Below are 21405 nucleotides of genomic sequence, written 5' to 3' on the forward strand. Positions count from 1 at the left end.
ACGTCGTCGGCCGGGGGTGAGGGGAGGGTGAGGGGAGCAGACGACGTCTGCTCCGGTACCCTCGTGCGCATGGATGATGCGCCTCGCCCTCGCCCGGAAGCCGCCCCCTCCGCCGCCGAGGGGCAGGCCGAGGCACAGGGGCCCGGATCCTCCGTCTCGGGCGACCAGTCCTCCGGCGCCCGCGAGGTCGGCGTCGGCCCCTGGGAGGGGCCCTGGCCGGAGGGGGACCACTGGGACCCGGAGCTGCTGCGGGACGGTGACCGGCGCAATGTGGTGGACCGGTACCGGTACTGGCGGCATGAGGCGATCGTCGCCGATTTGGACACCCGCCGGCACGGTTTCCACGTGGCCATCGAGAACTGGCAGCACGACTTCAACATCGGCACGGTGGTGCGCACCGCCAACGCGTTCCTGGCCGCTGAGGTGCACATCGTCGGCCGGCGCCGCTGGAACCGCCGGGGTGCCATGGTCACGGACCGGTACCAGCATGTCCGGCACCACGCCACGGTGGAGGAGTTCGTGGCGTGGGCGCAGGAGGAGGGGCTGCCGGTGCTGGGGGTGGATCTGTTCCCCGACTCGGTGCCGCTGGAGACCTACGAGCTGCCGCGGGAGTGCGTGATGGTCTTCGGGCAGGAGGGCCCCGGCCTGAGCGAGGAGATGCGCGCCGCTGCCGAGGCGACGTTGTCCATCGCGCAGTTCGGCTCCACCCGCTCCATCAATGCCGGGACCGCGGCCGGCATCGCCATGCACGCCTGGGTCCGCCAGCACGCGCAGCTCATGCCGTGAACGTCAACGCGGTCAGGACGGCCCGGCAGCAAGGCGCCGTCACGTTCCCTTCCGGGTCGGCTGGGGCCTCTGGACCCCCGCGTGGTGGAGGCGGCTAGCATGAGCGGCACAGATGTCCTCCTCCGGAAAGGGCCGCCGTGACCAACTCTCTGCACGAGCTCCTGACCCGTCACGTCGAGGACGGGACGATGCCCGGGGTCGTCGGCACCGACGGTGAGGAGTTCGCGCCGATCAGCATCGGGCTCGACGCTCCGGACGGTGCCCCGCTGGAGATCGACACGATATTCCGCATCCAGTCCATGACGAAGACCGTCGTCGCCGCGGCGACGCTGCGCCTGGTGCAGGACGGGGTGATGACCCTGGATGATCCGATCGGCGCCTGGCTCCCGGAGCTGGCGGAGCCACGTGTGCTCGCGCATCCGGATGCTCCGTTGGAGGAAACGCAGCCGGCCCGACGTCCGATCACAGTGCGCCACCTGCTCACGCATCAGTCCGGCTACGGGGTCATGACCGCTGACACTCCTCTGAGGCAGGCGATGATCGACCGCGGGGTCGAAGCAGGCGCCGAACCTGTGGCACTCGGCGCTCAGGACTGGCTCGACGCGCTCGCGTCCCTGCCGCTGGCCTTCCAGCCCGGCGACGGGTGGCGATATCACCACGACTTCGGCCTGCTGGGCATCCTGCTGGGACGTCTCGGCCGCGGCAGCACCGAGGACGTGCTCGCCGAGACCGTGTTCACCCCCGCAGGCATGGTCGACACCGGCTTCACCGTGCCGAGCGAGCAGGCGCACCGTCTGCCCGCGGTGTTCCAGCGCACGGCTGAGGGCTTCGAGGCGTGCGAGCCGGCCGGGGCGGGCTTCTACGTCGCCCCGGCGCCGTTCGACGTCAGCCATTCGGAGCTGGTCTCGACCGTGGGGGACTACCACGCCTTCCTCAGCGCGCTGCGTGATGGTCGCCTGATCGACTCTGACCTGCGGGATGAGATGTGCCGCGACCAGGTGGACCAGGCGGCGAAGACCCTGGACAGCTTCTACCCGGGTTTCTGGGAGGGCATGGGATGGGGGTACGGCGTCTCGGTGGTGACGGACGGCCCGGATCGTGGTCGGTTCAGCTGGTCCGGGGGCCTCGGCACCGACTTCTTCGTCGACCCCGATGGCAGGATCTGCCTGGCCATGATGCAGGTGGCGATGGACGAGCGGGTGTTCGCGCTGCTCGCCGAGCTGCGGGGCCTGGGCAGGGCGTAACGTCTGAGTCGGCGCCGGGTCCTGGCGATGGATCCGATGCCGTCGGCGAGCAGGCCGCAGAGGACCTGCCCGGAGTTGTGACGCCTGCGGCAGGACGCGCCGCAGGCGGACCTCAGCCCAGCGACGTCGCCCAACGCCGGAGGAACTCGGCGCCGGCGTCGTCATGGATGGCGCCGGTGTCCGAGGTCAGCACCGGGTGGGCGGTCTCCGGGATGCCGTCGGCCGGCCGGACGTCCACATGGCTGACCTGGTGGCCGCGCTCGTGCAGCCAGGAGGCCATCGCGTAGTCGGTGCGGGAGTCGCCCATGGTGTACCAGGCCTGCGGGGTGATGCCGCGCTCGCGGAGCAGCTCCAGGGCCCGGGCGGCGCCGAGGTCCTTGCCGACCCGCTGATGCTCGACGTCAGTGGAGATGATGGTCGGGTCGATGCGCACCTGATCCAGCCGGTGCTTCTCCAGGAGGTCTGCGACGGCCGCGTCGAACTCCGGCTGGATCATCAGATAGTCCTCATTCTCGACGTCGACCAGCTGCTCCACGGAGATCATCGTCCGTTTGGTCTCGTCGTAGAACACGTGCCCGCTGAAGCGCTCGGCCACCAGGGCTCGGACATCCTCAGCCAGTGCGGTGGGAAGGCGGAGCTCCTCGTCCAGGTGGATCTCGCCCAGTCCGTGCGGGGTGACCTCGGCCCAGACCGCACCCTTCTCGCTGATGGTGAAGACCGGGGCGCCGTCGCGCAGCCCGGATGCCCGCAGCGGCGGGACGACCTCCTGGGCGATGAAGTCGTCGGAGCGCCCCGTGTTGAAGATGACCGGGATGCCCTGGTTGGACATCGCGGCCAGGTCCTGGCCGATGGAATCGATCGCCACAGTGCGGGAGACCGGGGAGGCGATGGGGCCGTCCACGTCCAGCAGCAGCCCGAAGGCAGGCTCGGCGACGACGGCAGGGCGGGGCGTGGTGGAGACGGTCATCTGACCAGTATCCGGGATCTGGGCGCGCACAGCAGTGGCGGTTCTCACGTTCTGAGGGCAGACGTGCCGACGGACGCCGTGTGACGTAGTTCATCCCTCCGGCTGACCAGCGGCGACGGCTGGCGTGGACGGCCCCGGCGTCATCTGTCGGCCAAGATTTTCGGTGAGCGCCTCAGCGGCTATATCCTGGTGTGGTCACGCGCGACGAGACCGCCGCGCAGGCACAGTTCAATACGGGGCTATAGCTCAGCTGGTAGAGCGCGTCGTTCGCATCGACGAGGTCAGGGGTTCGACTCCCCTTAGCTCCACACGTGACGACGCACGAACCCTGCCCCGCGGGGTTATTGGCCAGAATGTGTGTATGGCCCGGGCGTGCCATCCCCTTCCGGCCCAGCCTCTGCGGGTCCAGAGGCCTTCCTCAGCTATAGCTGAGGTGCCGTAGAGCTCAGGGCCGATCGGGTCTTCCTCCACCGGCTTTGACTGGGCTTGCTTCTCCGATTCCTGGTGATGCCGCTGAGCGAGTATCCAAGGAGCATGTGGGTGCTCGGTGAGACTGTTGAGCAGCCAGCCCACTGCTTTGCGGGCGTGGTGATCGGGCATGCCCCGATGATGGCGCAGCAGGTGCTTGATCCCACTGTTGGGACCACCCTCCAACCGGGAGGTGGCCCGTTCCACGGTTCGCTGCTGGTCTTCGATGTAGTCCTCGTTGAGGAAGGTGAACAGGGAGTCATCGCGGATCAGCTGCCGGTAGAGTCCCTGGACTCGGCGCAGACGGATGTGGGTGTACCACCAGTTCTGGTTCGGCTTAGCCCAGGAGGGGCGCTCTACGCCTTTCTTCGCGTAGGTGCGCTGCTTGAGGAAGGACTCCCATCTCGCTTCCCAGGAGGCGTAGGCGCCCATCCAGGTCGCAGCGGCATCGAGGTCCTGGACTCTCATCAGTTCCCTGGTCAGGGCCAGGATCTCCTGGCCAGCAGGCAGTCGTGGGTTCAGGGTGGTGTGCCGGATGACGGCGGCGCGGATGTGGAAGTAGCAGCGTTGGATACGGGTGCGGCGCCACTGCTGATCGACTGCGGCCCTGAGTCCGGTGCCGCCGTCGGTGACCACCACATCCGGGGCAGGGAACCGTTTGAACAGGGCTGCCCAGGCGGCTTTGGATTCTTTGTCGCACCACTGCCAGCCGATCACATGGGTGCCGTTGTGGGCGATGAGCACGCACCATCCATTGAAGTAGGTGCCATCAACGATGACCTGCCGGTGAACTTCCCCGGTCGGGTCAGGCTGAGGGACTTCGATATCCCAGCACCATGAGGTTCTGCGTCGGAATGTGCGGGGGCTATGGGTGTGCCGGGGTATCGAGGAGGGGCCCAGTATCCAGCTGATGAAGTCAGTGAACTCAGCTCTGCTGGTCACATCAGTCCGGGACTGAGTGGCCGAGGCGCCGCAGTTCTTGCACCGCCACCGCGTCCGCCCAGCGCTGGTCTTGCCGTTCTTGACCAGCTTGGTGCCGCATACACCACAGACCGGCTGATTCGAGGGAGGAGTCACTCCACATGCTTTCAAAGCATGTGCAGCCCCCTACATCGGCGTCAGATCAACGATCCCCGGCCGCGCTGTACACACATTTTGGCCTATAACCCGCCCCGCGTGATCGCGGGGCGGGGTTCTTTCGTCGTGCGGTCCGGGGCCGGCGGCCGGGGTGGTCCGGATCGCCTCGGTCGGCTGAACGGCGGCCTCGTCCCCGTCATCGATGGTGATGCGGTCGAAGAGTCCCCGGTTGAGCATCCGCCGTTCGGAGGGTTCGGCCTCGGCTCCGCGTGTCGCTTTGAGCCCGGTGTGGTCGAAATAGGACAATGTCAGGACCATGAGCCAGCAACGGTAGGTGACGAGCGTCACCGGCAGGAGGTTCCGGTGACGTTAGCACCAGTGCCAGTAGGCAGCAGTCCGCATCCAGGTGCACGATGGTGGAAGGTCGATTTCCACGCGCACAGCCCTGCCTCGTTCGATTTTGGCGCGGAAGAGGGAAAACCTGCCACGGTACCCACGTCCTATAGAGACTGGCTTCTCGCCTATATGAAGAGCGGTTTCGATGCTCTGGTCATTGCCGATCACAATACCCATGAGGGTATCGACAACGCACGAGCGGAGCTTTCCTCGCTGAGGGACGAAAACCCCGAGGGGTTTCGAGAGATCGTTCTGTTCAGCGGCGTTGAGTTCACCGTGGACGGCGGATACCACCTCCTCGGAGTCTTCGATGTCGACACTCCAAGCGAGGACATCAACGGTCTGCTCCATGTATGTGGGTACAGCGCCGAACGCGGCAGCAGCCTGGGGACTACCAAGATGTCGTTCGCGCAGGTGGTCGAGCAAATCGTCCAAAAGGATGGCCTAGCAATACCCGCTCACGCCGACGACACTAAAGGGCTCTTCGAGCACGATCTTCGCAACCAGGAAGACATCGGTCAGTCCAAAAATATCGTCGCAGTTGAGGTCGTCACCCCAGAAGGGGCGAAGAAGGCCAAAAAACAAGGATGGATTAAAGTCCTTGGCTCCGATGCTCATCATCTCGACGGCTCTGCATGCCCAGAAGGAATCGAAGCGAAGTACCCCGGAAGTCACTTCACTTGGGTGAAGATGGAGCACCCGAATCTCTTCGGGATCAAGCTTGCGCTCTCCGACGGAGCGCAATCAGTCATACCCGCACGAGAAGGCGATCCGGACCCGAATGACTTTACCCATTCCATAATTCGGCGTCTAGTCGTCGGCAAGGGCGACTTCCAAGCAACCTATGCTTTTGGTCCTTGGATGAACACGATCATCGGTGGTAGAGGAGTCGGTAAATCGACCCTCATCGAACTTGTTCGCCTTGCGATGGGTCGGTTCACCGATCTTCCCAAAGAGCTCCAAGCCGACAACCACTGGTTCTCTCCGCAACCCGGTAAGAACCTGACTGCCCGTTTCTGGAACCGCGATACACGAGTCGAGGTCCACCTTGTCCGTCTGGGCCGCACCTACCGTGTCGTTTGGGATGGCAGTCAACCTGACGAACCGATTATCGAAGTTCTCGCCGGAGGTGAATGGCAGCGCGAGGGCGGTGCGCCGCGTGATCGCTTCGCCTTACTCATCAACAGCCAAAAACAGATCTACGAGACTGCTCGTGACCCGCAGAGCTTGCTAAAGGCGCTAGACGATCAGCCTTCCATCGACTATGTGACGTGGAAAGAAGGCTTCGATGAGCTCTGCGGGCAGTACCGAACGCAGCGTTCAGAGATCAATGAGCTCAACGTCAAGATTGCCTCAGAGGATCGCCTGAATGGGGAACTCTCAGACATACGCGCTGAGCTTGAGCATATCGCGAAGCTCAGAAACTCTCCTGAAGCACGGGAGCTGGACCGCCTTACTCAAGAGGAGCAGGAAACAGCAAGGTTTGAGTCTGTTGCTGTGAGACTCGAAGAGGCAGCTAGCACATTGGTGGAAGAGTTTGGTGAACTCCGTCCTGAACAAGAAGCTCCGAGTGAAGAGCTGCCGGCTGAGGACGAGACAGGAGAGGGTTGGGCGCCAGAACAAGCGCGTCGCTTGGAGATTGTCCGTGCATACACTGCACTAGAGGGTGTCTCTCGTATCTTGCGCGAGTCCCGAGGGGTCTGGGAAGCGGTGGAGGGCAATTCTCCGCGAAGGAAGCGCATCGAGGAGCTGAACAGCCAACTTAATCCCGTAGATGACGAGACCGATGCGCCGAGCCACATCGAAGACCCGAACGAGGCCAATAGCCGTCTGGTCGCGGCGAAGAACGAGCGGGAAACAGTTCTTGGAGAGATTGAGCAGGCAAAGAAGCGGCGGGAACGAGTCGTCCAAGACGCGCAGCGCACGCTTGAACGCATCATCGAGCAACGTTCGGACCTGACTAAGAGGCGAAGCGCGCTCGCAAGTAGCTTGAGCGACAGCGACCTCAACCTGAGAGTGCTCGCCCAAGCGGACGATACCGCGTTGGAGGCCGAGCTTCGGGAGCTGGTACAGAAGCCTTCCTCGTTCGATCCTGTGTTCGGTGACGACGGCTTGCCTGTGGTCTTGGATCACCAATTCAAACCGGGAAGAGACAAGCGCGTGACCGAACTCAAGAAGCTCCTTCTGGAGCTTCAAGAGCATGGGGGAGCGGCTCCGCTGCTCAAAAAACACTCAGGAATCAACTTCGACCAGAGGTTCTTCGCTCACCTAAGCTCTCTCGACCCGCACGCGTACGAGACTGAGGTAAATCTCTGGTTCCCCGAAGACCATCTCAGAGTTCAGTATCGACAAGAAGGCGAGAATCGTCTTAGTGAAATTGATGAAGGCTCTCCCGGTCAGAAGACTGCCGCACTTCTTGCAGTTGTCCTCCAGCTCAGCAATGACCCCCTCCTCCTTGACCAGCCGGAAGATGATCTGGACAACAAACTCATTTATGACCTCGTAGTCACGACACTCAAGCGGATTAAGGCGAATCGGCAGGTTATTGTCGTGACTCACAACGCGAACGTCGTGGTGAATGCAGACGCGGAGCACGTAACGATCTTGCGACATGGCCCAGTGCCAGAGGTTGAGTCTCATGGCTCCATACAACGCGCAGATATGAAGCGCTCAATTCGCCTCATTATGGAGGGAGGGGAGCCGGCATTCGCTGCGCGTTACAAACGACTGATGGGATGACGATTGGGCCAAGCTACCGTGCGCGGCCTTGTGGATCGCGAAGTGTCATCCCCGCACGAAGCAGGTGCAGACGAACCGTGCTCGGGTTGAAGCCCAGTCGCTCGCCGACCCTGGCCAGCGACTCGCCCTGCTCGTAGCGACGGCACATTTCGAGCACCTGTTCCGATGATGGCTTCTCACGACGCAGACGCACGCCTCGCTCCCGCAACCGCTCAGCGAGTCGCTGACGGCTCACTCCCAGATCGACAGCGATCACCCGCAGGATCTCGCCGCCCCTGTACCGGCGCTTGGCCTCATCCAGCATCGCCGCCGTCAAGCACGGGACCGGACGCGGCAGCGCCCGCGTCGAGTCAGGCGAGACCAGCGCTGGTCTGCTCCGCCGACGAATCGCACGATGCGACGAGACCGCCAACTGCAAGGACGGGGCAAGGTTCGAGCACTGTCGCGCTAGCTCCACAACTGAAGACGTCCGAACCCTGCCCCGCGGCGACGCCGGGCAGGGTTCGTCCGTTGCCGGCGCGTGTTCCTCTGAACTTGCCTGGGGACTGCCCCCGGCGTGCACTGGCCTCGACAGCCATGACCAGGACCTCCGGATGACTGCCGACGATGGCTGGGTCACCCGCGCTGAAACGCCTGGTGTCATTCCCACCATCAGCGCGCTGGGCCGGTGCGCGCCCCTACACCGCCCGGGCCGCCGCGCACTGGCAGGCCGTCAGCGTTCCCTCCGAGGCGGCGGCCTCCGTGGGGCGGGAGGGATCGTGGTCGCACCGGGCCGAGGGCGCGAGGGCCTCCTCGGGCACGGAGGCTGGGAGCTCCGCACGGCGAGGCCACAGCACCCAGGCACCGACCAGCCCGGCGAGGGCCAGCAGGGCCAGGGTCGCCCAGGCGGGGGTGAGCCCGACGGCGGTGCCGAGCCATCCGGCGATCGGGTAGGTGATCAGCCAGGCGGCGTGGGACAGGGAGAACTGTGCGGCGAACACGGCGGGCAGCTGGTGGTCCTCCACGCTGCCGCGGATCACCCGTCCGGTGGGCGTGACGATCAGTGCCATGCCCGCCCCGATGAGCGCCCAGAGCGGAGCGGTGACGCCCCAGGCGGTGATGCCGGTGGCGCTCATCGTCACGGCGGCGAGCACGGCCGCCAGCAGGGTCACGGCGCCGGTCATCATCACGGTCCGTTCACGCATGGAGTCCAGCACGCGAGGCAGCATCAGTGCGGCCACCAGGGTGCCGAGGCCTGAGGCGGCCAGCATCCAGGCGACGTCCGCCTGGGTTCCCCCGAGCTGGTCCCGCACGTAGTTGACCGTGTTGACCACGACGATCGCGCCGGCCGCGGCGACGACGAGGTTCAGGGCGAGGACCCCGCGCAGCCCAGTGGTGCGCAGCATGAGCCCACTGCCGGAGGCGACTCGTGCCCAGACGCCGGTGTGGCCGCTGGGCCGGGCGTCGGGGATGCGCGTGGAGAGCACCAGGGCGGCCGAGACCAGGAAGCCCGCGGAGGTGCCGACGAACAGCCAGTTGAAGGACATGAAGGTCAGGGCGACGGCCGCCAGGACCGGGCTGAGCAGGCTCTCCATGGTGTAGGCGACCTGCGACGCAGACAGGGCCCGGGTGTAGTCGGCCTTCTGCGGCACGATGTCGGGGATGGTGGCCTGGAACGTCGGCGTGAAGGCCGCCGAGGCGGCCTGGAGGAGGCCGACCAGGAGGTAGATCTGCCAGATCTCCGTGACGAACGGGAGGGCCAGGACGACGCCGGCCCGCACCGCGTCGAGCAGGGTGAGGAACATCCGCCGGGGCAGACGGTCGGCGTAGGCCCCCGCCACCGGGGCGACGAGCACGTACATGACCATCTTGATGGTCAGCGCGGTCCCGAGGACCGCCCCGGCCTGGGCTCCGGCCAGGTCATAGGCGAGCAGGCCGAGTGCGACCGTGGCCAGGCCGGTGCCGAAGAGCGCGATGACCTGGGCGCTGAAGAGGTGCCGGTAGTCACGGATCGCGAACAGACTCATGGGGTCCTCCTAGAGTGTCTCACCGATGACCAACGATATACCCCTAGGGGGTATTCCCGGGGTGTGAATGTGCTCCTCAGGAGCACCCGCACCCCCGGCGCCCAGCAACCTCGGGAGTCGGGGAGCGTCGGGGGCGCAGGGTGCCGCCACTGGCCGACGTCGGCCCGGTCACGGTTGAAGCCGGGGCAGGTTGAAGCCGGGGCGGGCTGAGACCGTCGGTGGATCACGCGGGGTGCGCGTATTGCTCCGGGTCCGCGTCGAAGAGCGGGCCGCAGGCTGCGCAGCAGAACCAATGCCGCGTGCCCCGGTGGTCGCGGTACAGGCCGGCCTCCTCCGCCTGGGCCTTGACGACCGGGGTGCCGGCCATCACCGGGCATTCGGCCATGTCGTCGGCCGGGGCCTTCGTGGTGGCCTCAGGGCGGGGCGTGTGGCCGCAGCAGCTCCCACCGCCGGAGGAGGTGCCGGTCAGGGGCAGGCTCTCTCGTGCAGTCATCGTGTGTCCTCTCGTCTGGTCTCGATGATGGATGGTCAGGTGTTCGCCGACTCGTTCGCCGATCCGCGTGCCGGCGCCGCGGTACGGACCGCCAGGGCGGCGCCGTCGTCGGCCGTGGCCCTGAAGCCGCGCAGCCTGAGGCTGTTGGCGACCACCGACACGCTGGAGAAGGCCATCGCCGCCCCCGCGAGCATCGGGTTGAGCAGCCCGAACGCTGCGATGGGGATCGCCGTGGTGTTGTACCCGAAGGCCCAGAACAGGTTCTGCTTGATCGTGCGCAGGGTCCGTCGGGCGAGGCGGATCGCGTCGGCCGCCGCCCGCAGATCGCCGCGGACCAGGGTGATGTCAGCGGCCTCGATGGCGACGTCGGTGCCGGTGCCCATGGCCAGGCCGAGGTCGGCCTGGGCCAGGGCGGGGGCGTCGTTGACGCCGTCGCCGACCATGGCCACCACCTTGCCCTGATCCTGCAGGCGCGTGACGACGTCGACCTTGTCCTGCGGCAGCACCTCGGCGAAGACCTCCGTGATGCCGACCTCGGAGGCGACCTGCTCGGCCACGGCCTGGTTGTCGCCGGTCAGCAGGACCGGGGTCAGTCCCAGCTCTCTGAACTGCGCGATGGCCTCCGCGGAGGTGGGTTTGATCGTGTCGGAGACCACCAGCACGCCGCGGACCTGGCCGTCCCAGCCCACTGTGATCGCGGTCCGGCCCTCGGCCTCCGCCGCGCGTTTGGCGGACCGGAGATCTTCGTCCAGGTGCATCGACCAGTCCGCCAGCAGCGCCTCGCGTCCGGCGACGACGGCATGACCGTCGATCACCCCCTGGACCCCGAGTCCTTCGATGTTCTCGAAGGACTCCGGGGTGGGCAGCTCGCCCACCTCCGCGGTTGCGCCGGCGGCGACGGCCTGCGCGATGGGGTGCTCCGAGTGGTCCTCCAGGCCGCCGGCGATCCGCAGCAGCTCGGAGCGGTCCACGCCGGCGGCAGGGATGACGTCTGCCAGGGTCATCTTCCCGGTGGTGACGGTGCCGGTCTTGTCCAGCACGATGGTGTCGACCCTGCGCGTGGACTCCAGGATCTCCGGGCCCTTGATGAGCACGCCCATCTGGGCTCCGCGCCCGGTGCCGACCAGCAGTGCGGTCGGCGTCGCCAGCCCGAGGGCGCACGGGCAGGCGATGATCAGCACCGCCACGGTGGCGGTGAAGGCCGCGCTGACCGGGAATCCGGCCCCCAGCCAGGCTCCGAGCGTGGCGACGGCGATAGCGATCGCCACGGGCACAAACACGGCGGAGACGCGATCGGCCAGCCGCTGGATCTCGGCCTTCCCGGACTGCGCGTCCTCGACCATCTTCGCCATCTGTGCCAGTTGGGTGTCGGCGCCCACGCGCGTCGCCCGCACCACCAGCCGCCCGCCGGCGTTCACCGTGGCGCCGGTGACGGCGTCGCCCGCGGAGACCTCCACCGGCACCGATTCGCCGGTGAGCATGGAAGCGTCGACGGCGGAGGTCCCCGAGACGATCGTGCCGTCAGTGGCGATCTTCTCGCCGGGGCGGACGACGAACTCGTCGCCGACCGACAGCTCGTCGACGGGGACCCGCACCTCCTGGCCCTGCCGGAGGATCGAGACCTCCTTGGCCCCCAGCTCCAGCAGGGCCCGCAGGGCGGCGCCGGCCTGGCGCTTGGAGCGCTTCTCGAAGTAGCGCCCCAACAGGATGAAGGTGATCACCCCGGCGCCGACCTCCAGATAGATGTGGCCGAGCCCGTCGGCCCGGGAGATCGTGAGCTCGAAGGGGTGGACGACGCCGGGCTGACCGGCGGTGCCGAAGAACAGCGCGATGACCGACCACACCAACGCGGCGGAGGTGCCCACTGAGATCAGCGTGTCCATCGTGGCCGTGCCGTGCCTGAGGTTGGCCCAGGCGGCCCGGTGGAAGGGCCAGCCCGCCCACACCACGACCGGTGCGGCCAGGACCAGGGACGCGAATCCCCAGTAGTCGAACTGCAGCGCCGGAATCATGGCCATGGCGATGACCGGCACGGAGAGGGCGGCCGCCCCGATCAGTCGCTGCCTGAGCACCCGGATCTCGGTGTCCTCGCTCGATTCGCGCTCCTCCCCGGCGGCCTGGGCGGCGTCCGTGGCGGCGGGTGGGAGTTCGGCGGTGTAGCCGGTCTTCTCCACCTCGGCGATCAGCAGCTGGGGGTCGTAGTCGTGGGGAGCGGTGACGCTGGCCTTCTCCGTCGCGTAGTTCACGCTCGCTGTGACGCCGTCGAGCCGGTTGAGCTTCTTCTCGATCCGGTTCGCGCAGGAGGCGCAGGTCATGCCGCTGATCCTCAGCTCGACGCCGGCGAGGCCGTCGGGGGTGCTGGTGCGCTCAGTGGTCATGATCCATTCCGTCCTCGTCCTCGTGCGTGTCGTCCTCGTGCGTGCCGTGGTCGGGTCGGTCGCCCGCGTCGCCCGCGTCGAGCACCAAGGGAGCCGTGTGGACCTGCCCGTCGACCTGGAAGTCCAGGTACAGCAGGTAGCGGCCCTCGGTGGGGGCCGTGGCCTCGAAGGCGATCTCAGGCCCCGAGGTCTCCCCGGGCTGCGGCGCGGCCCCGTGCGGATGGACGTGCAGATAGGCCAGGTCTCCGTCGCGCAGGGCCACCAGGTGCCCGAAGGCGCCCAGGTAGGGCTCCAGGGTGGTGACGGGCTCGCCGTCGCGAGAGACCGTCATGGTCAGCGGGGAGGCTTCCCCTGCGACGAGGTCACCCTCGACGGCGACGTCGAAGCCGTCCGTCGTGGCGGCGGTGATCGGCTGCTCAGCCGGTGTCGGAGTGTAGTCGCCCCCGGCGTGCACGGTGGTGGAGAGGGTGAGCCCTTCCCCGGTCTCGGCGGGGAGGAAGTCGGCGATGATGCGGTAGGACCCTGCGGCCTCCCACTCCCAGGGGATCGACCACGTGCCGGTCTCGTCGCGCTCAGGGTGCACGTGGGCGAAGTGCTGGCCGTCGGCACGCACGACGATCAGGTGCAGCTCCTTCTCGTGCTCGAGCGCGAAGTCGGTGACCGGTCGGCCGTCGGGGCCGGTGACCGCGAAGGTCAGCTCGCCGTGGACTCCGGGGGAGGCAGGCGCGCTGACGTCGGTGAGTCGGTAGCCGTCCTGGGCCAGCCCGAGTCCCAGCGCCGCCGGGTCTGGGTGGTGGCCGTGGTGCGTTGTGCCGGTCATGTCCTCGTCTCCGTCCTCGTTCTGGTGGTGGCCGTCTGGGCTCTGGTCGGTCCAGGTCTGCACGGTGGCGTCGGGGACGACGGCGTTCGCCGTGAATCCGGCCACGGCGAACACGGTCACCAGGATCAGCCCGTACAGCCCCAGTCGTGCGGGTGCCTTCATCGGTGGCTCCTTCTCTCCCGGACGGTCGATGGATATACCCCAATGGGGTACCTGGGAGACAAAAGTATACCCCTAGGGGGTACCTGTCAAGGGGTGGGGTGAAGCGGTGCGCCGCCCGGGGGCTTCCGCTGTACAGGTGGCGGGATCTACGGTGAGATCTGTCCCGGTGAGAGCTGCCCCGGTGGCATCATCTAGGGGTGTCATCCGGAGGCGTCATCACTCACGCCGCACCACCCGCACCCGCACCCGTCCCTGATCAGCTCTCCCAGAGGAGCCGCCATGACGTCGTCGTCCGTTCCGTCCGGGGACATCCCCTGGGAGCAGGGAGTGTGGAGCAACCCGCCCGCGGCGGTGGAGAACCAGGGCTCAGACCTTCTGGTCACCGCGGTGGAGACCTCTGACGCCTGGCGGCACACCAGCTACGGATTCGTCCACGACACCGAACACGCCCTGCTGGCACCTTTCCGGCCCGGCGCCGCCATGGAGGTGGAGTACACGGCTGACTTCTCCGCCCAGTTCGACCAGGCGGGCCTGTTCATCCGCGCCGCGCAGGATCACTGGACCAAGGCGGCCACGGAGTTCTCGGACGGGCACCTCAGCGCCGGCGCCGTCGTCACCGATGGCGCCTCGGACTGGTCGCTCTCCCCGGCGGACGACTGGCTGGGCCAGCGGGTGCTGGTCCGCGCCAGCTGGAGCGATGACGCGATCACCGTGCGCGCGGAGCTCCTCGGCGGCGAGCTGCGCCTGCTGCGGGTCTTCCCGTTCCCCGCCCGCGACGACGTCGCCGCCGGCCCGCTGGTCTGTGCCCCGACACGGGCCGGGCTGACCGTGACCTTCCACGCGTGGCGGACCACTGAAGCCGACGTCGCCCTGCACCCGTGAGCAGGGCGCTAGGACGGGGCGATCGCCCGGGAGGCTGATCAGCGGCGCTCCTGCCGGTGCATCATCACCGTGACGACCCCATCGACGATGAACAGCCCGATCATGGCGAGTGCTGCCGGGGTTCTGCAGTGGCGGGCATACTCTGAGGCGATGACCAGGTGGAGGCCTTCACGGGCCATCAGGGCTGGCCAGCGCCGTCGCGGCCAGATGCGGGAGGATGTGAGGATCGCGGACCCGAGGCTGACGTCGGCGACACCGATGAGACGGGCTCGCGCCGGTGGCGTCCCGTCGAGGCCCAGGAGGCTCCCCACATTCTTCGGCGCCAAGGTCAGCCCCAGGCCGAGAGCCAGAGAGGTGCTTCCGATGAGATCCGCCAGCAGGTCGACGACTCGCTGATCGGGGGAGAGGGCTGCGCCAGACTGGGCGAAGATCGCCGCGGGCGCCTCCGTCTCAGTGAGGGACACCGGGCCGCCCTCCCTTCCGGCCGAGGAACTCCCAGCCCAACCCCGTGAAGCACGGCCCCGAGGTCGCTTCGGAGAACTTGATGTCGTTGTGCCCGTTGTTCCACTCGAGCACGTGGACGGAACCGTCATGACCAACGGTCAGGTCCCACCCGATCACCGGGGCCACCGGGAATCGCCCGTGAAGCCGTTCCACGGCCTCGCGGCAGGCGGCGTAGTTCGGCACCTCATGTCCGGCGAACACGGCGCCGGAGTCGGGATGCCGGTCGATCTCGAGCCAGTCCACCGAGTAGCCGATCGGGCTGAAGGCGCCCGTGGTCGTGTCGAGCAGAACCCGGATGTTCGAGTCCGAGGCGACATGGTCCTCCGCCTCCCGCCCGAAGCGCAGGTACGCATCCCTGAGGGATGTCTGCCCGTCAGGTTCGATGACCGTCGTCATCCGCAGCGTCCCGACGGAGCCGGACGCGATCTCGGCGAAGGCCTCGTGCTGGTGGATGAAGGGTTGGACCACGCCGTCGGGAAGGCCCCTCGCCGTCCGCGTGAAGCTCTCTCGATCAAGGATCTGCACGCCGCGGCCGCGCGCGCTCCCGTCAGCTTTGAAGGCCACTCTGTCCCCTCCTGCGAAGACCAGGTCGGTGAACTCCTCCAGGGACGTGCTCTCGTCGAGTGATGCGCTGAACAGCCGTCCCTTGACCACGTATCCGCTGTCGGGGATCTCCTTCTCGTGCCCGAAGATGCGGGCTGTCATCGACCGCATGTCGGAGAGCGCGCCATGTCGCCCCTCGATCGCGGGAAGGACCACGGACATGTAGTAGTCGTCGGGGATCCACCCGTCGCGGAACTCGCCGGCGATCGCGCAGTAGACGTACAGCCAGGCCGCATGGCTCGTGGAACCGAGCACATCGCCGGCGTAGTCGTCGGCCTGCGCCCTGACATGCCGTGGCACCGGGCCTGTCGCGGATTCGATCGATCGCAGCACCTTCGCCGCGTTCCGGCGGTTCAGTCGGGCCCGGACCTTCATCCTCAGGGCATCGTCAGCTTGCTCTATCGTGCCCAGGTTCATGCCGACTCCCTTGAGAGGTGATGTGGTGCCGGGCCGTCAGCAGCCCGGCTCGACCATGGTCGAAGTCTCGAATGCCTCTCTGGGAAAGTCCCGCATCAGCGGTGTCACAGCCCGGGTCCGCGGCGCCCGCACCAGACGACGACGGCGCTGACGGCGATCATGGCCGCCGCGATGCCGGCCAGGTAGAGGATCACGCCCGGGTAGCCGGCCAGCGGCGCCAGGTCCGGGTTGCCCGGATCCATGAAGGGGTAGGGGTACCAGAAGGGTGCGCCGGTGGCCGGATCGGTGACCAGCGGGCCTCGGACCATTGTGTAGATCGCCCACAGCAGCGGGAACGCCACCATCACCCACAGGGCACGCCACGGCAGAGCGCGTCGGCGCGGCCCCAGCAGCAGGTCGGCGAAGACGAACAGCGGCACCACCAGGTGCAGCACCTCGTTCGACCACGGCGGGGGCTCACTGCCGGGAGGCAGCGGCAGATGGCGCAGCAGAGTGTTGTAGACCGCCCCGGTGATCAGCACGCAGCTGGTCACACAGGCCAGCCCCAGGGATAGTGCCGGCGGGTCCACCAGTGATCCCCGCCGACGGATGAGCGGACGCAGCCCGGCCCAGGCCAGGAACACTGTTGCCGCCGAATTGGAGAGGATCGTGAAGTAGCTGAAGAAGTTCCCCACCGTGGCGCCCAGAGCCCGGTCATGGGTGAGGGCGCCGTCCAGGGCGGCGACGAACTGCGCGACCACGGCCGCAGTGGCGAGCACCGCGACGAGCACGCGCATGGCGGACCAGAGGATCATGCTGGTCGGCAGGCGGCGCAACGGGATCCTCGACGCCGTCGGCGCGCGCGGGTCTCCGCGCTGAGTCATCGTCTCGGCCTCGGCCACCCGGTGAAGTCCTTCCCCTCGCCATGCCCCGCCGACGCCGTCAGGCTCACCGCCGGACGTCCGACGCACGGGTGGTCATCCGACCATATATAGCGCATCAGTGGCTCGGGGGCCAGGTCTGAGGGCTCGCCGGGTGCGGGGACCGGGCCTTGGCACCAGTCAGGAACTCCCGTCGCCACGAACGAATCGACCGTATCCTGGGAAGCATGAAGTCTTCCTCGGCACGCGGTCCGCATCTTCAGGAGCTGGGTGAGTTCCTCCGGACACGACGGTCCGAGGTCCAGCCCGCCGACGTCGGACTTCCCGGCGGCTCCTCACAACGTCGGGTGGAAGGTCTGCGGCGCGAAGAGGCAGCGGCGCTCGCGCTGATCAGCACCGACTACTACACGCGGATCGAGCAGGGGCGCGTGCCGCCCTCTGCGCCGGTGCTGGAGGCGCTGGCCTCTGCGCTCGGACTCGACGATGACCAGGTCGACTATCTCAATGAGCTGCGGGAGAACGCCCGGCGGCCCGATGCACAGCGACAGTCCGGTGGACCTGCAGCCCGGGGGCGTGCCGCGCCACGGCCCCAGCTCGCGCGGCTGCTGCGTCAGCTGACCGAGACCCCAGCGATCGTGCTCGGCCCCAGGACCGACATCCTCGCCTGGAATCGGCTCGCGGCCCGTCTCTACGTCGATTTCGACGCCCTTCCGACACATCAGCTGAACTACGTCCGGCTGATCTTCACCGATCCGGAGATGCGGTCACGATTTGCGGACTGGGCATCAGTGGCGCGAGCCTGCGTCGCCATCCTGCGACGAGAGGCGGCGGCGACTCCCGATGACCCCGCGCTGTCGAAGCTGGTCGGTGAGCTGACCATTGCTGATCCGCAGTTTGCGCATTGGTGGAGCGCGCGGGGCGTCGAGCGCCAGGACTTCGGCACCAAAGTCATCATCCACCCGGAAGTCGGGGAGATCACGCTCGAGTGGGACATCTTCCGGTACGCCGGCGCTCCCGAGCAGCAGCTGGTCATCAACTCCGTCGACGACGACTCGCCGTCGCGCGAGCGGCTCGAGCGCCTGAGGGACGATCCTGCCTAGGAAGAGATTTTCCTAGGCACAAACTTTCTCTTCCTAGGTTTCAGTCACTTCTGCAGGATGGTGGGACAGGTGGCGACGGGTTCGGGCCCGTCCCCTGCATGACAGACTCACCCCTGACCGAGGAGTCCTGATGACTGCCATCACCATCGAGAACATCACCTTCCGCAACCCGGACATGTATTGGGACATCGCGGCCGATCTGTACTTCCCTCCGCAGTTCGACGCCGGCTCGACCTACCCCGCCATCGTGAGCGCCCACCCGATCGGCAGCTGCAAGGAACAGACGGCAGGCAACGTCTACGGCACCCGCCTGGCAGAGGCCGGATACGTCGTCATCGCCTTCGACGCGAGCTTCCAGGGAGCCAGCGGAGGCAGCCCGCGGAATCTGGAGGACCCGACGCAGCGTGTGGAGGACTTCCGCCGGGTGGTGGACCACCTGACGACCCTGCCCTACGTCGACGCCGCGCGGATCGGCGTCATGGGTGTCTGCGGCGGCGGCGGATACACGCTCAACGCCGCGATGACGGAGCGCCGCTTCAAAGCGGTGGCCTCCTTCACCGGGGTCAACTTCGGCCGCATGATGCGCGCAGGTGCGGCAGCGACGGCGGGGAGCGTGGTGGCCGCACTGGAGGGTGTCGCCCAGCAGCGCACCGCCGAGGCGTCCGGGGCTCAGCAGGTGATCCTGAATCACCTGCCGGACTCCGCAGAGGCGGCCGAGCAGACCGGTGACATCGACATCATCGAGGCCTATGACTACTACCGGACGCCGCGGGCTCAGGCGGAGAACGGCACCACCTGCCTGGACCTGGCGCACAATGCCGCGGCGCTGGGCTGGGATGCCTTCCACCTGGCGGAGGAGCTGCTGACCCAGCCCCTGCTGGTCGTGGTCGGAGACAAGGAAGGCGGCTTCGGGGCGTACCGAGACGGGCTGGAGATCCACCGCCGGGCCGCCTCCGAGCAGAAGGAGCTGGTCGTGCTTCCGGGTGTCTCGCACTATGACCTCTACGACCAGCCCCAGGGTGCCGGCGTCGCAGCAGAGAAGGCTGTGGAGTTCTTCGGTCAGCACCTCTGAGTCGAGCAGTCCTGAGCCGGGCTCGAGGGCGGATCCGAGATCCAAGGGGCCACGGAGAACGGCCGTCACGCAGACCTGCGGGAGCCGGCGCTGATCAGATCAGCGCCAGCTCCCGCAGCTTGGCGGCGACGTCGTCGTTGCTGGGCTCCACGTGGTGGGAGCCGTCCGGGTAGACCACCACGGGAATGTTGGTGCGCCCGGAGATCTCCCGGGCGACGTCGGCGGCTGCCACATCCTGCTCCAAGTCGATGTACTGGTAGTCGACGCCGAGGCCGTCCAGCTGCGCCTTGGTGCGGCGGCAGTCACCGCACCACTGGGCGCCGAACATACGGATCGTGGCGGGGGTCGTCTCGGTCATGGCGGGTCCTCTCGGGCGATGCGATCGGCGGGATGCTGTGCCGACGTCCACTGCTGCAGCGACGTCCACAGTGGGAACCATCGGGGGTGCAGGAGGATTCCCGGGGCGGTCGCCGGGTCGAGCACCGTCGCTGTCCCAGTTTCAGGGATGCGACGACTCATAGAAACCGCCCCGCCACTCATAGAAACCCCCGCCCCGCCCCGCCTCGCATCAGGGGACCGTCTCGTGCCTGCAACGGAGACACAGATCGGGGACCGTGAGAGGAACCCCGAGAAAAACTTCGCCCGGATCTGTCGATCCCGGCACACCCCGTGCGTCAAGATGTTGTCGGACCATCCGGTGCGACGTCCTTCGGCTCTCGTCGCGTCCCTCCCCGGGCCGCGGTCCACGGCCGACAGATATGAGGAGTCACTATGAAATACGCACTGCTGCTGATGGGTCGCACGGATGACGCCGGCTGCGGCGAGCACGGAGGCGCGGACCCTGAGGAGTTCTTCGCCTTCGACAAGGAGATCACCGAGGCCGGCGTCGTCGTCACCTCCTTCGCCCTGGAGGACCCCGAGCACGGGGTGCGGGTCGCCAGTGACGACGACGGCGCCCGGGTCGTCACCTCCGGCCCCTTCGCCGAGGTTCAGGAGTTCGTCGGCGGCACCTACATCATCGAGGTGGCCGACATCGACGAGGCCATCGAGTGGGCCCGCCGCAGCCCCGGCTCCGCCCCGGGCGGGCATGTGGAGGTCCGCCCTGTGGCCCCCTACTGAGCCGCCGGCCGTGACAGCCCCGCACATCGGCGGAGCGGATGCCGCGCACCGGGCGATCGCCGGCCTCGGCCGGGACGCCCGGGCGCGCATTCTCTCCGCCCTGGCGCGTCGGTTCGGAGACCTCGACCTCGCCGAGGACATGCTCCAGGACGCCATCGTCCAAGCGCTGCACAGCTGGTCCGAGACGGGCGTGCCCGCCGTTCCGGAGGCTTGGCTGACCACCACGGCGCGCCGCAAGGGCATCGACTCCCTGCGCCGGGGCAGGGTGCGGGCCGCCGCGCTGCCGCGGCTGCGGGTGGAGCAGGACCGCGGCCCCGTCCCTGAGGCGCTGGAGGACCCCGCCCAGCAGGACCACGACGACGAGCATGCCGAGATCCCGGATGAGCGCCTCGGACTGTTCTTCGCCTGCGCCCACCCCCTGCTCGCCCCCGAGGATCGCATCGCGCTGACCCTGCGGTTCCTCGGCGGTCTGAGCACTGCGGAGGTGGCGCAGGCGCTTCTGGTGCCCACTGCGACCATGCAGCAGCGGCTCGTGCGGGCCAAGCGCCGCATCCGCACCCTCGGCATCGCCTTCACCCCGCCTCGACGGCAGGATCTCGGGGCGCGGCTCGTCGGCGTGCAGCGCGTCATCTACCTCCTCTACACCGAAGGCTTCGTCGCCACCGGGGGAGAGTCTCACACCCGGGAGGACCTCACCGCCGAGGCGATCCGCCTGGCCCGGGTGCTCCACCTACTCATCCCGGGCTCCGCCGAGACCACCGGCCTGCTGGCCCTGCTGCTGCTCACCCAGGCCCGGCGTCCCGCCCGGCTGGCCGATGACGGGCGCCCGGTGCCGCTGGCCGCCCAGGACCGGGCCCTGTGGGACGAGGCGCTCATCCGCGAGGGTGTGGCCCTCACCGAACAGGCGGCCGCCTCCCCTGGCGCAGGGCCGTACGCCATCCAGGCGGCCATCGCTGCGGTGCATGCCGAGGCGCCCGCCGCAGAGTCCACCGACTGGGCACAGATCGCGGTGCTCTACGACATGCTGCGGACCCACGACGACGGCCCGGTGGTCCTGCTCGGTCGGGCCGTCGCGCGAGGCAAGGCTCGGGGCCTGGAGACGGGCCTGCGAGAGCTGGATGCGCTCGCCGAGGATCCGGTCCTTTCGCGGTTCCGGCCGTTCCACACCGCCCGGGGGCTCACGTTGGAGCAGCTGGGGGATCACGGCGCCGCCGCAGCAGCGTACCGGCGCGCCCTCGAACTGCCGGGGAACCAGGCCGAGGAGGGCTTCCTGGCCGCCGCCCTCGCCGGCGTGGAGGGCGGGGCCTGAGGC

General features: G+C 67.7%; 19 protein-coding genes, 1 tRNA gene and 1 pseudogene. 9 read left to right on the forward strand and 12 right to left on the reverse strand.

Going from position 1 to position 21405, the window contains the following annotated elements; genetic code table 11:
• Positions 1-69: 69 nt before the first annotated feature.
• Together Q7C18_RS16435 and Q7C18_RS16440 are read left to right on the forward strand one after the other, a co-directional pair.
• Complete coding sequence (locus tag Q7C18_RS16435; RefSeq protein ID WP_311026285.1) at positions 70-786, forward strand: RNA methyltransferase; 717 nt, start codon at positions 70-72, stop codon at positions 784-786.
• 137 nt (positions 787-923) lie between these two features.
• Positions 924-2030, forward strand: a complete 1107-nt coding sequence (locus tag Q7C18_RS16440) for a serine hydrolase domain-containing protein (protein ID WP_311026286.1) — start codon at positions 924-926, stop codon at positions 2028-2030.
• Between the two features lie 112 nt (positions 2031-2142).
• Here Q7C18_RS16440 and Q7C18_RS16445 read toward each other — a convergent pair whose 3' ends face one another.
• A complete protein-coding gene (locus Q7C18_RS16445) occupies positions 2143-2997 on the reverse strand; it encodes a hypothetical protein (protein WP_311026287.1) in 855 nt (284 codons plus the stop codon).
• Positions 2998-3232: 235 nt separating this feature from the next.
• Here Q7C18_RS16445 and Q7C18_RS16450 point away from each other — a divergent pair.
• Positions 3233-3305 (forward strand) — tRNA-Ala (locus Q7C18_RS16450).
• Between the two features lie 73 nt (positions 3306-3378).
• Here the strand turns inward: Q7C18_RS16450 and Q7C18_RS16785 are convergent.
• Both Q7C18_RS16785 and Q7C18_RS16460 read right to left on the reverse strand, forming a co-directional pair.
• Positions 3379-4542 (reverse strand): annotated as a pseudogene (locus tag Q7C18_RS16785) (IS1249 family transposase); the annotation flags it as partial.
• 30 nt (positions 4543-4572) lie between these two features.
• Positions 4573-4890, reverse strand: a complete 318-nt coding sequence (locus Q7C18_RS16460) for a hypothetical protein (protein ID WP_311026289.1) — start codon at positions 4888-4890, stop codon at positions 4573-4575.
• A gap of 15 nt (positions 4891-4905) precedes the next feature.
• On the opposite strand from Q7C18_RS16460, the gene Q7C18_RS16465 reads away from it, so the two are divergent.
• Entirely contained in the window at positions 4906-7677 is a 2772-nt protein-coding gene (locus Q7C18_RS16465; protein WP_311026290.1) for a TrlF family AAA-like ATPase, read from the forward strand.
• 13 nt (positions 7678-7690) lie between these two features.
• On the opposite strand, the gene Q7C18_RS16470 is transcribed toward Q7C18_RS16465, so the two are convergent.
• The 5 genes from Q7C18_RS16470 to Q7C18_RS16490 all read right to left on the reverse strand — a co-directional run bounded on the left by Q7C18_RS16470 (position 7691) and on the right by Q7C18_RS16490 (position 13536).
• Positions 7691-7993 carry a hypothetical protein gene (locus Q7C18_RS16470; protein ID WP_311026291.1) on the reverse strand — a complete coding sequence of 101 codons (303 nt, stop codon included), beginning with the start codon at positions 7991-7993 and terminating at the stop codon, positions 7691-7693.
• A gap of 361 nt (positions 7994-8354) precedes the next feature.
• Positions 8355-9683, reverse strand: a complete 1329-nt coding sequence (locus Q7C18_RS16475; protein ID WP_311026292.1) for an MFS transporter — start codon at positions 9681-9683, stop codon at positions 8355-8357.
• 223 nt (positions 9684-9906) lie between these two features.
• Positions 9907-10176: a hypothetical protein gene (locus Q7C18_RS16480; RefSeq protein WP_311026293.1), complete on the reverse strand. Its 270-nt coding sequence runs from the start codon at positions 10174-10176 to the stop codon at positions 9907-9909.
• A gap of 35 nt (positions 10177-10211) precedes the next feature.
• Positions 10212-12554 (reverse strand): heavy metal translocating P-type ATPase, encoded by a 2343-nt coding sequence (locus Q7C18_RS16485; RefSeq protein ID WP_311026294.1) that lies wholly within the window; start codon positions 12552-12554, stop codon positions 10212-10214.
• The gene (locus Q7C18_RS16490; RefSeq protein WP_311026295.1) at positions 12544-13536 is read right to left on the reverse strand and encodes a heavy-metal-associated domain-containing protein; all 993 of its coding nucleotides are present in this window, start codon (positions 13534-13536) and stop codon (positions 12544-12546) included. The genes Q7C18_RS16485 and Q7C18_RS16490 overlap by 11 nt, the downstream gene beginning before the upstream one ends.
• Positions 13537-13815: 279 nt before the next feature.
• On the opposite strand from Q7C18_RS16490, the gene Q7C18_RS16495 reads away from it, so the two are divergent.
• Positions 13816-14418, forward strand: a complete 603-nt coding sequence (locus Q7C18_RS16495) for a DUF1349 domain-containing protein (RefSeq protein WP_311026296.1) — start codon at positions 13816-13818, stop codon at positions 14416-14418.
• Between the two features lie 38 nt (positions 14419-14456).
• On the opposite strand, the gene Q7C18_RS16500 is transcribed toward Q7C18_RS16495, so the two are convergent.
• From Q7C18_RS16500 to Q7C18_RS16510, 3 genes are all read right to left on the reverse strand, one after another.
• Complete coding sequence (locus tag Q7C18_RS16500; protein WP_311026297.1) at positions 14457-14882, reverse strand: hypothetical protein; 426 nt, start codon at positions 14880-14882, stop codon at positions 14457-14459.
• Positions 14869-15942: a sugar-transfer associated ATP-grasp domain-containing protein gene (locus Q7C18_RS16505; protein WP_311026298.1), complete on the reverse strand. Its 1074-nt coding sequence runs from the start codon at positions 15940-15942 to the stop codon at positions 14869-14871. Before Q7C18_RS16505 ends, Q7C18_RS16500 begins: the two co-directional genes overlap by 14 nt.
• 104 nt (positions 15943-16046) lie before the next feature.
• Positions 16047-16823 (reverse strand): Pr6Pr family membrane protein, encoded by a 777-nt coding sequence (locus Q7C18_RS16510; protein ID WP_311026299.1) that lies wholly within the window; start codon positions 16821-16823, stop codon positions 16047-16049.
• Between the two features lie 206 nt (positions 16824-17029).
• Between Q7C18_RS16510 and Q7C18_RS16515 the strand changes: the two genes are divergently transcribed.
• Positions 17030-17902 carry a helix-turn-helix transcriptional regulator gene (locus Q7C18_RS16515; protein WP_311026300.1) on the forward strand — a complete coding sequence of 291 codons (873 nt, stop codon included), beginning with the start codon at positions 17030-17032 and terminating at the stop codon, positions 17900-17902.
• Positions 17903-18032: 130 nt separating this feature from the next.
• Positions 18033-18974: an alpha/beta hydrolase gene (locus Q7C18_RS16520; protein ID WP_311026301.1), complete on the forward strand. Its 942-nt coding sequence runs from the start codon at positions 18033-18035 to the stop codon at positions 18972-18974.
• 94 nt (positions 18975-19068) lie between these two features.
• Here Q7C18_RS16520 and Q7C18_RS16525 read toward each other — a convergent pair whose 3' ends face one another.
• The gene (locus tag Q7C18_RS16525; protein ID WP_311026302.1) at positions 19069-19332 is read right to left on the reverse strand and encodes a glutaredoxin domain-containing protein; all 264 of its coding nucleotides are present in this window, start codon (positions 19330-19332) and stop codon (positions 19069-19071) included.
• Between the two features lie 413 nt (positions 19333-19745).
• Between Q7C18_RS16525 and Q7C18_RS16530 the strand changes: the two genes are divergently transcribed.
• Complete coding sequence (locus tag Q7C18_RS16530) at positions 19746-20093, forward strand: YciI family protein (RefSeq protein WP_070162244.1); 348 nt, start codon at positions 19746-19748, stop codon at positions 20091-20093.
• A 10-nt stretch (positions 20094-20103) separates the two neighbouring features.
• Positions 20104-21402 (forward strand): sigma-70 family RNA polymerase sigma factor, encoded by a 1299-nt coding sequence (locus tag Q7C18_RS16535; protein WP_311026303.1) that lies wholly within the window; start codon positions 20104-20106, stop codon positions 21400-21402.
• The last annotated feature ends 3 nt before the right edge of the window (positions 21403-21405 follow it).

The organism is Nesterenkonia sp. CL21, assembly GCF_031705515.1.
In the GTDB taxonomy this organism is placed as follows: Bacteria; Actinomycetota; Actinomycetes; order Actinomycetales; family Micrococcaceae; genus Nesterenkonia; species Nesterenkonia aethiopica.

Bases quoted from the DNA above. Each gene is read 5' to 3' on its own strand.
- Q7C18_RS16435 (WP_311026285.1), top strand. From the start codon at position 70: ATGGATGATGCGCCTCGCCCTCGCCCGGAAGCCGCCCCCTCCGCCGCC.
- Q7C18_RS16445 (WP_311026287.1), bottom strand. From the start codon at position 2,997: ATGACCGTCTCCACCACGCCCCGCCCTGCCGTCGTCGCCGAGCCTGCC.
- Q7C18_RS16475 (WP_311026292.1), bottom strand. From the start codon at position 9,683: ATGAGTCTGTTCGCGATCCGTGACTACCGGCACCTCTTCAGCGCCCAG.
- Q7C18_RS16480 (WP_311026293.1), bottom strand. From the start codon at position 10,176: ATGACTGCACGAGAGAGCCTGCCCCTGACCGGCACCTCCTCCGGCGGT.
- Q7C18_RS16485 (WP_311026294.1), bottom strand. From the start codon at position 12,554: ATGACCACTGAGCGCACCAGCACCCCCGACGGCCTCGCCGGCGTCGAG.
- Q7C18_RS16490 (WP_311026295.1), bottom strand. From the start codon at position 13,536: ATGAAGGCACCCGCACGACTGGGGCTGTACGGGCTGATCCTGGTGACC.
- Q7C18_RS16495 (WP_311026296.1), top strand. From the start codon at position 13,816: ATGACGTCGTCGTCCGTTCCGTCCGGGGACATCCCCTGGGAGCAGGGA.
- Q7C18_RS16505 (WP_311026298.1), bottom strand. From the start codon at position 15,942: ATGAACCTGGGCACGATAGAGCAAGCTGACGATGCCCTGAGGATGAAG.
- Q7C18_RS16515 (WP_311026300.1), top strand. From the start codon at position 17,030: ATGAAGTCTTCCTCGGCACGCGGTCCGCATCTTCAGGAGCTGGGTGAG.
- Q7C18_RS16520 (WP_311026301.1), top strand. From the start codon at position 18,033: ATGACTGCCATCACCATCGAGAACATCACCTTCCGCAACCCGGACATG.
- Q7C18_RS16525 (WP_311026302.1), bottom strand. From the start codon at position 19,332: ATGACCGAGACGACCCCCGCCACGATCCGTATGTTCGGCGCCCAGTGG.
- Q7C18_RS16530 (WP_070162244.1), top strand. From the start codon at position 19,746: ATGAAATACGCACTGCTGCTGATGGGTCGCACGGATGACGCCGGCTGC.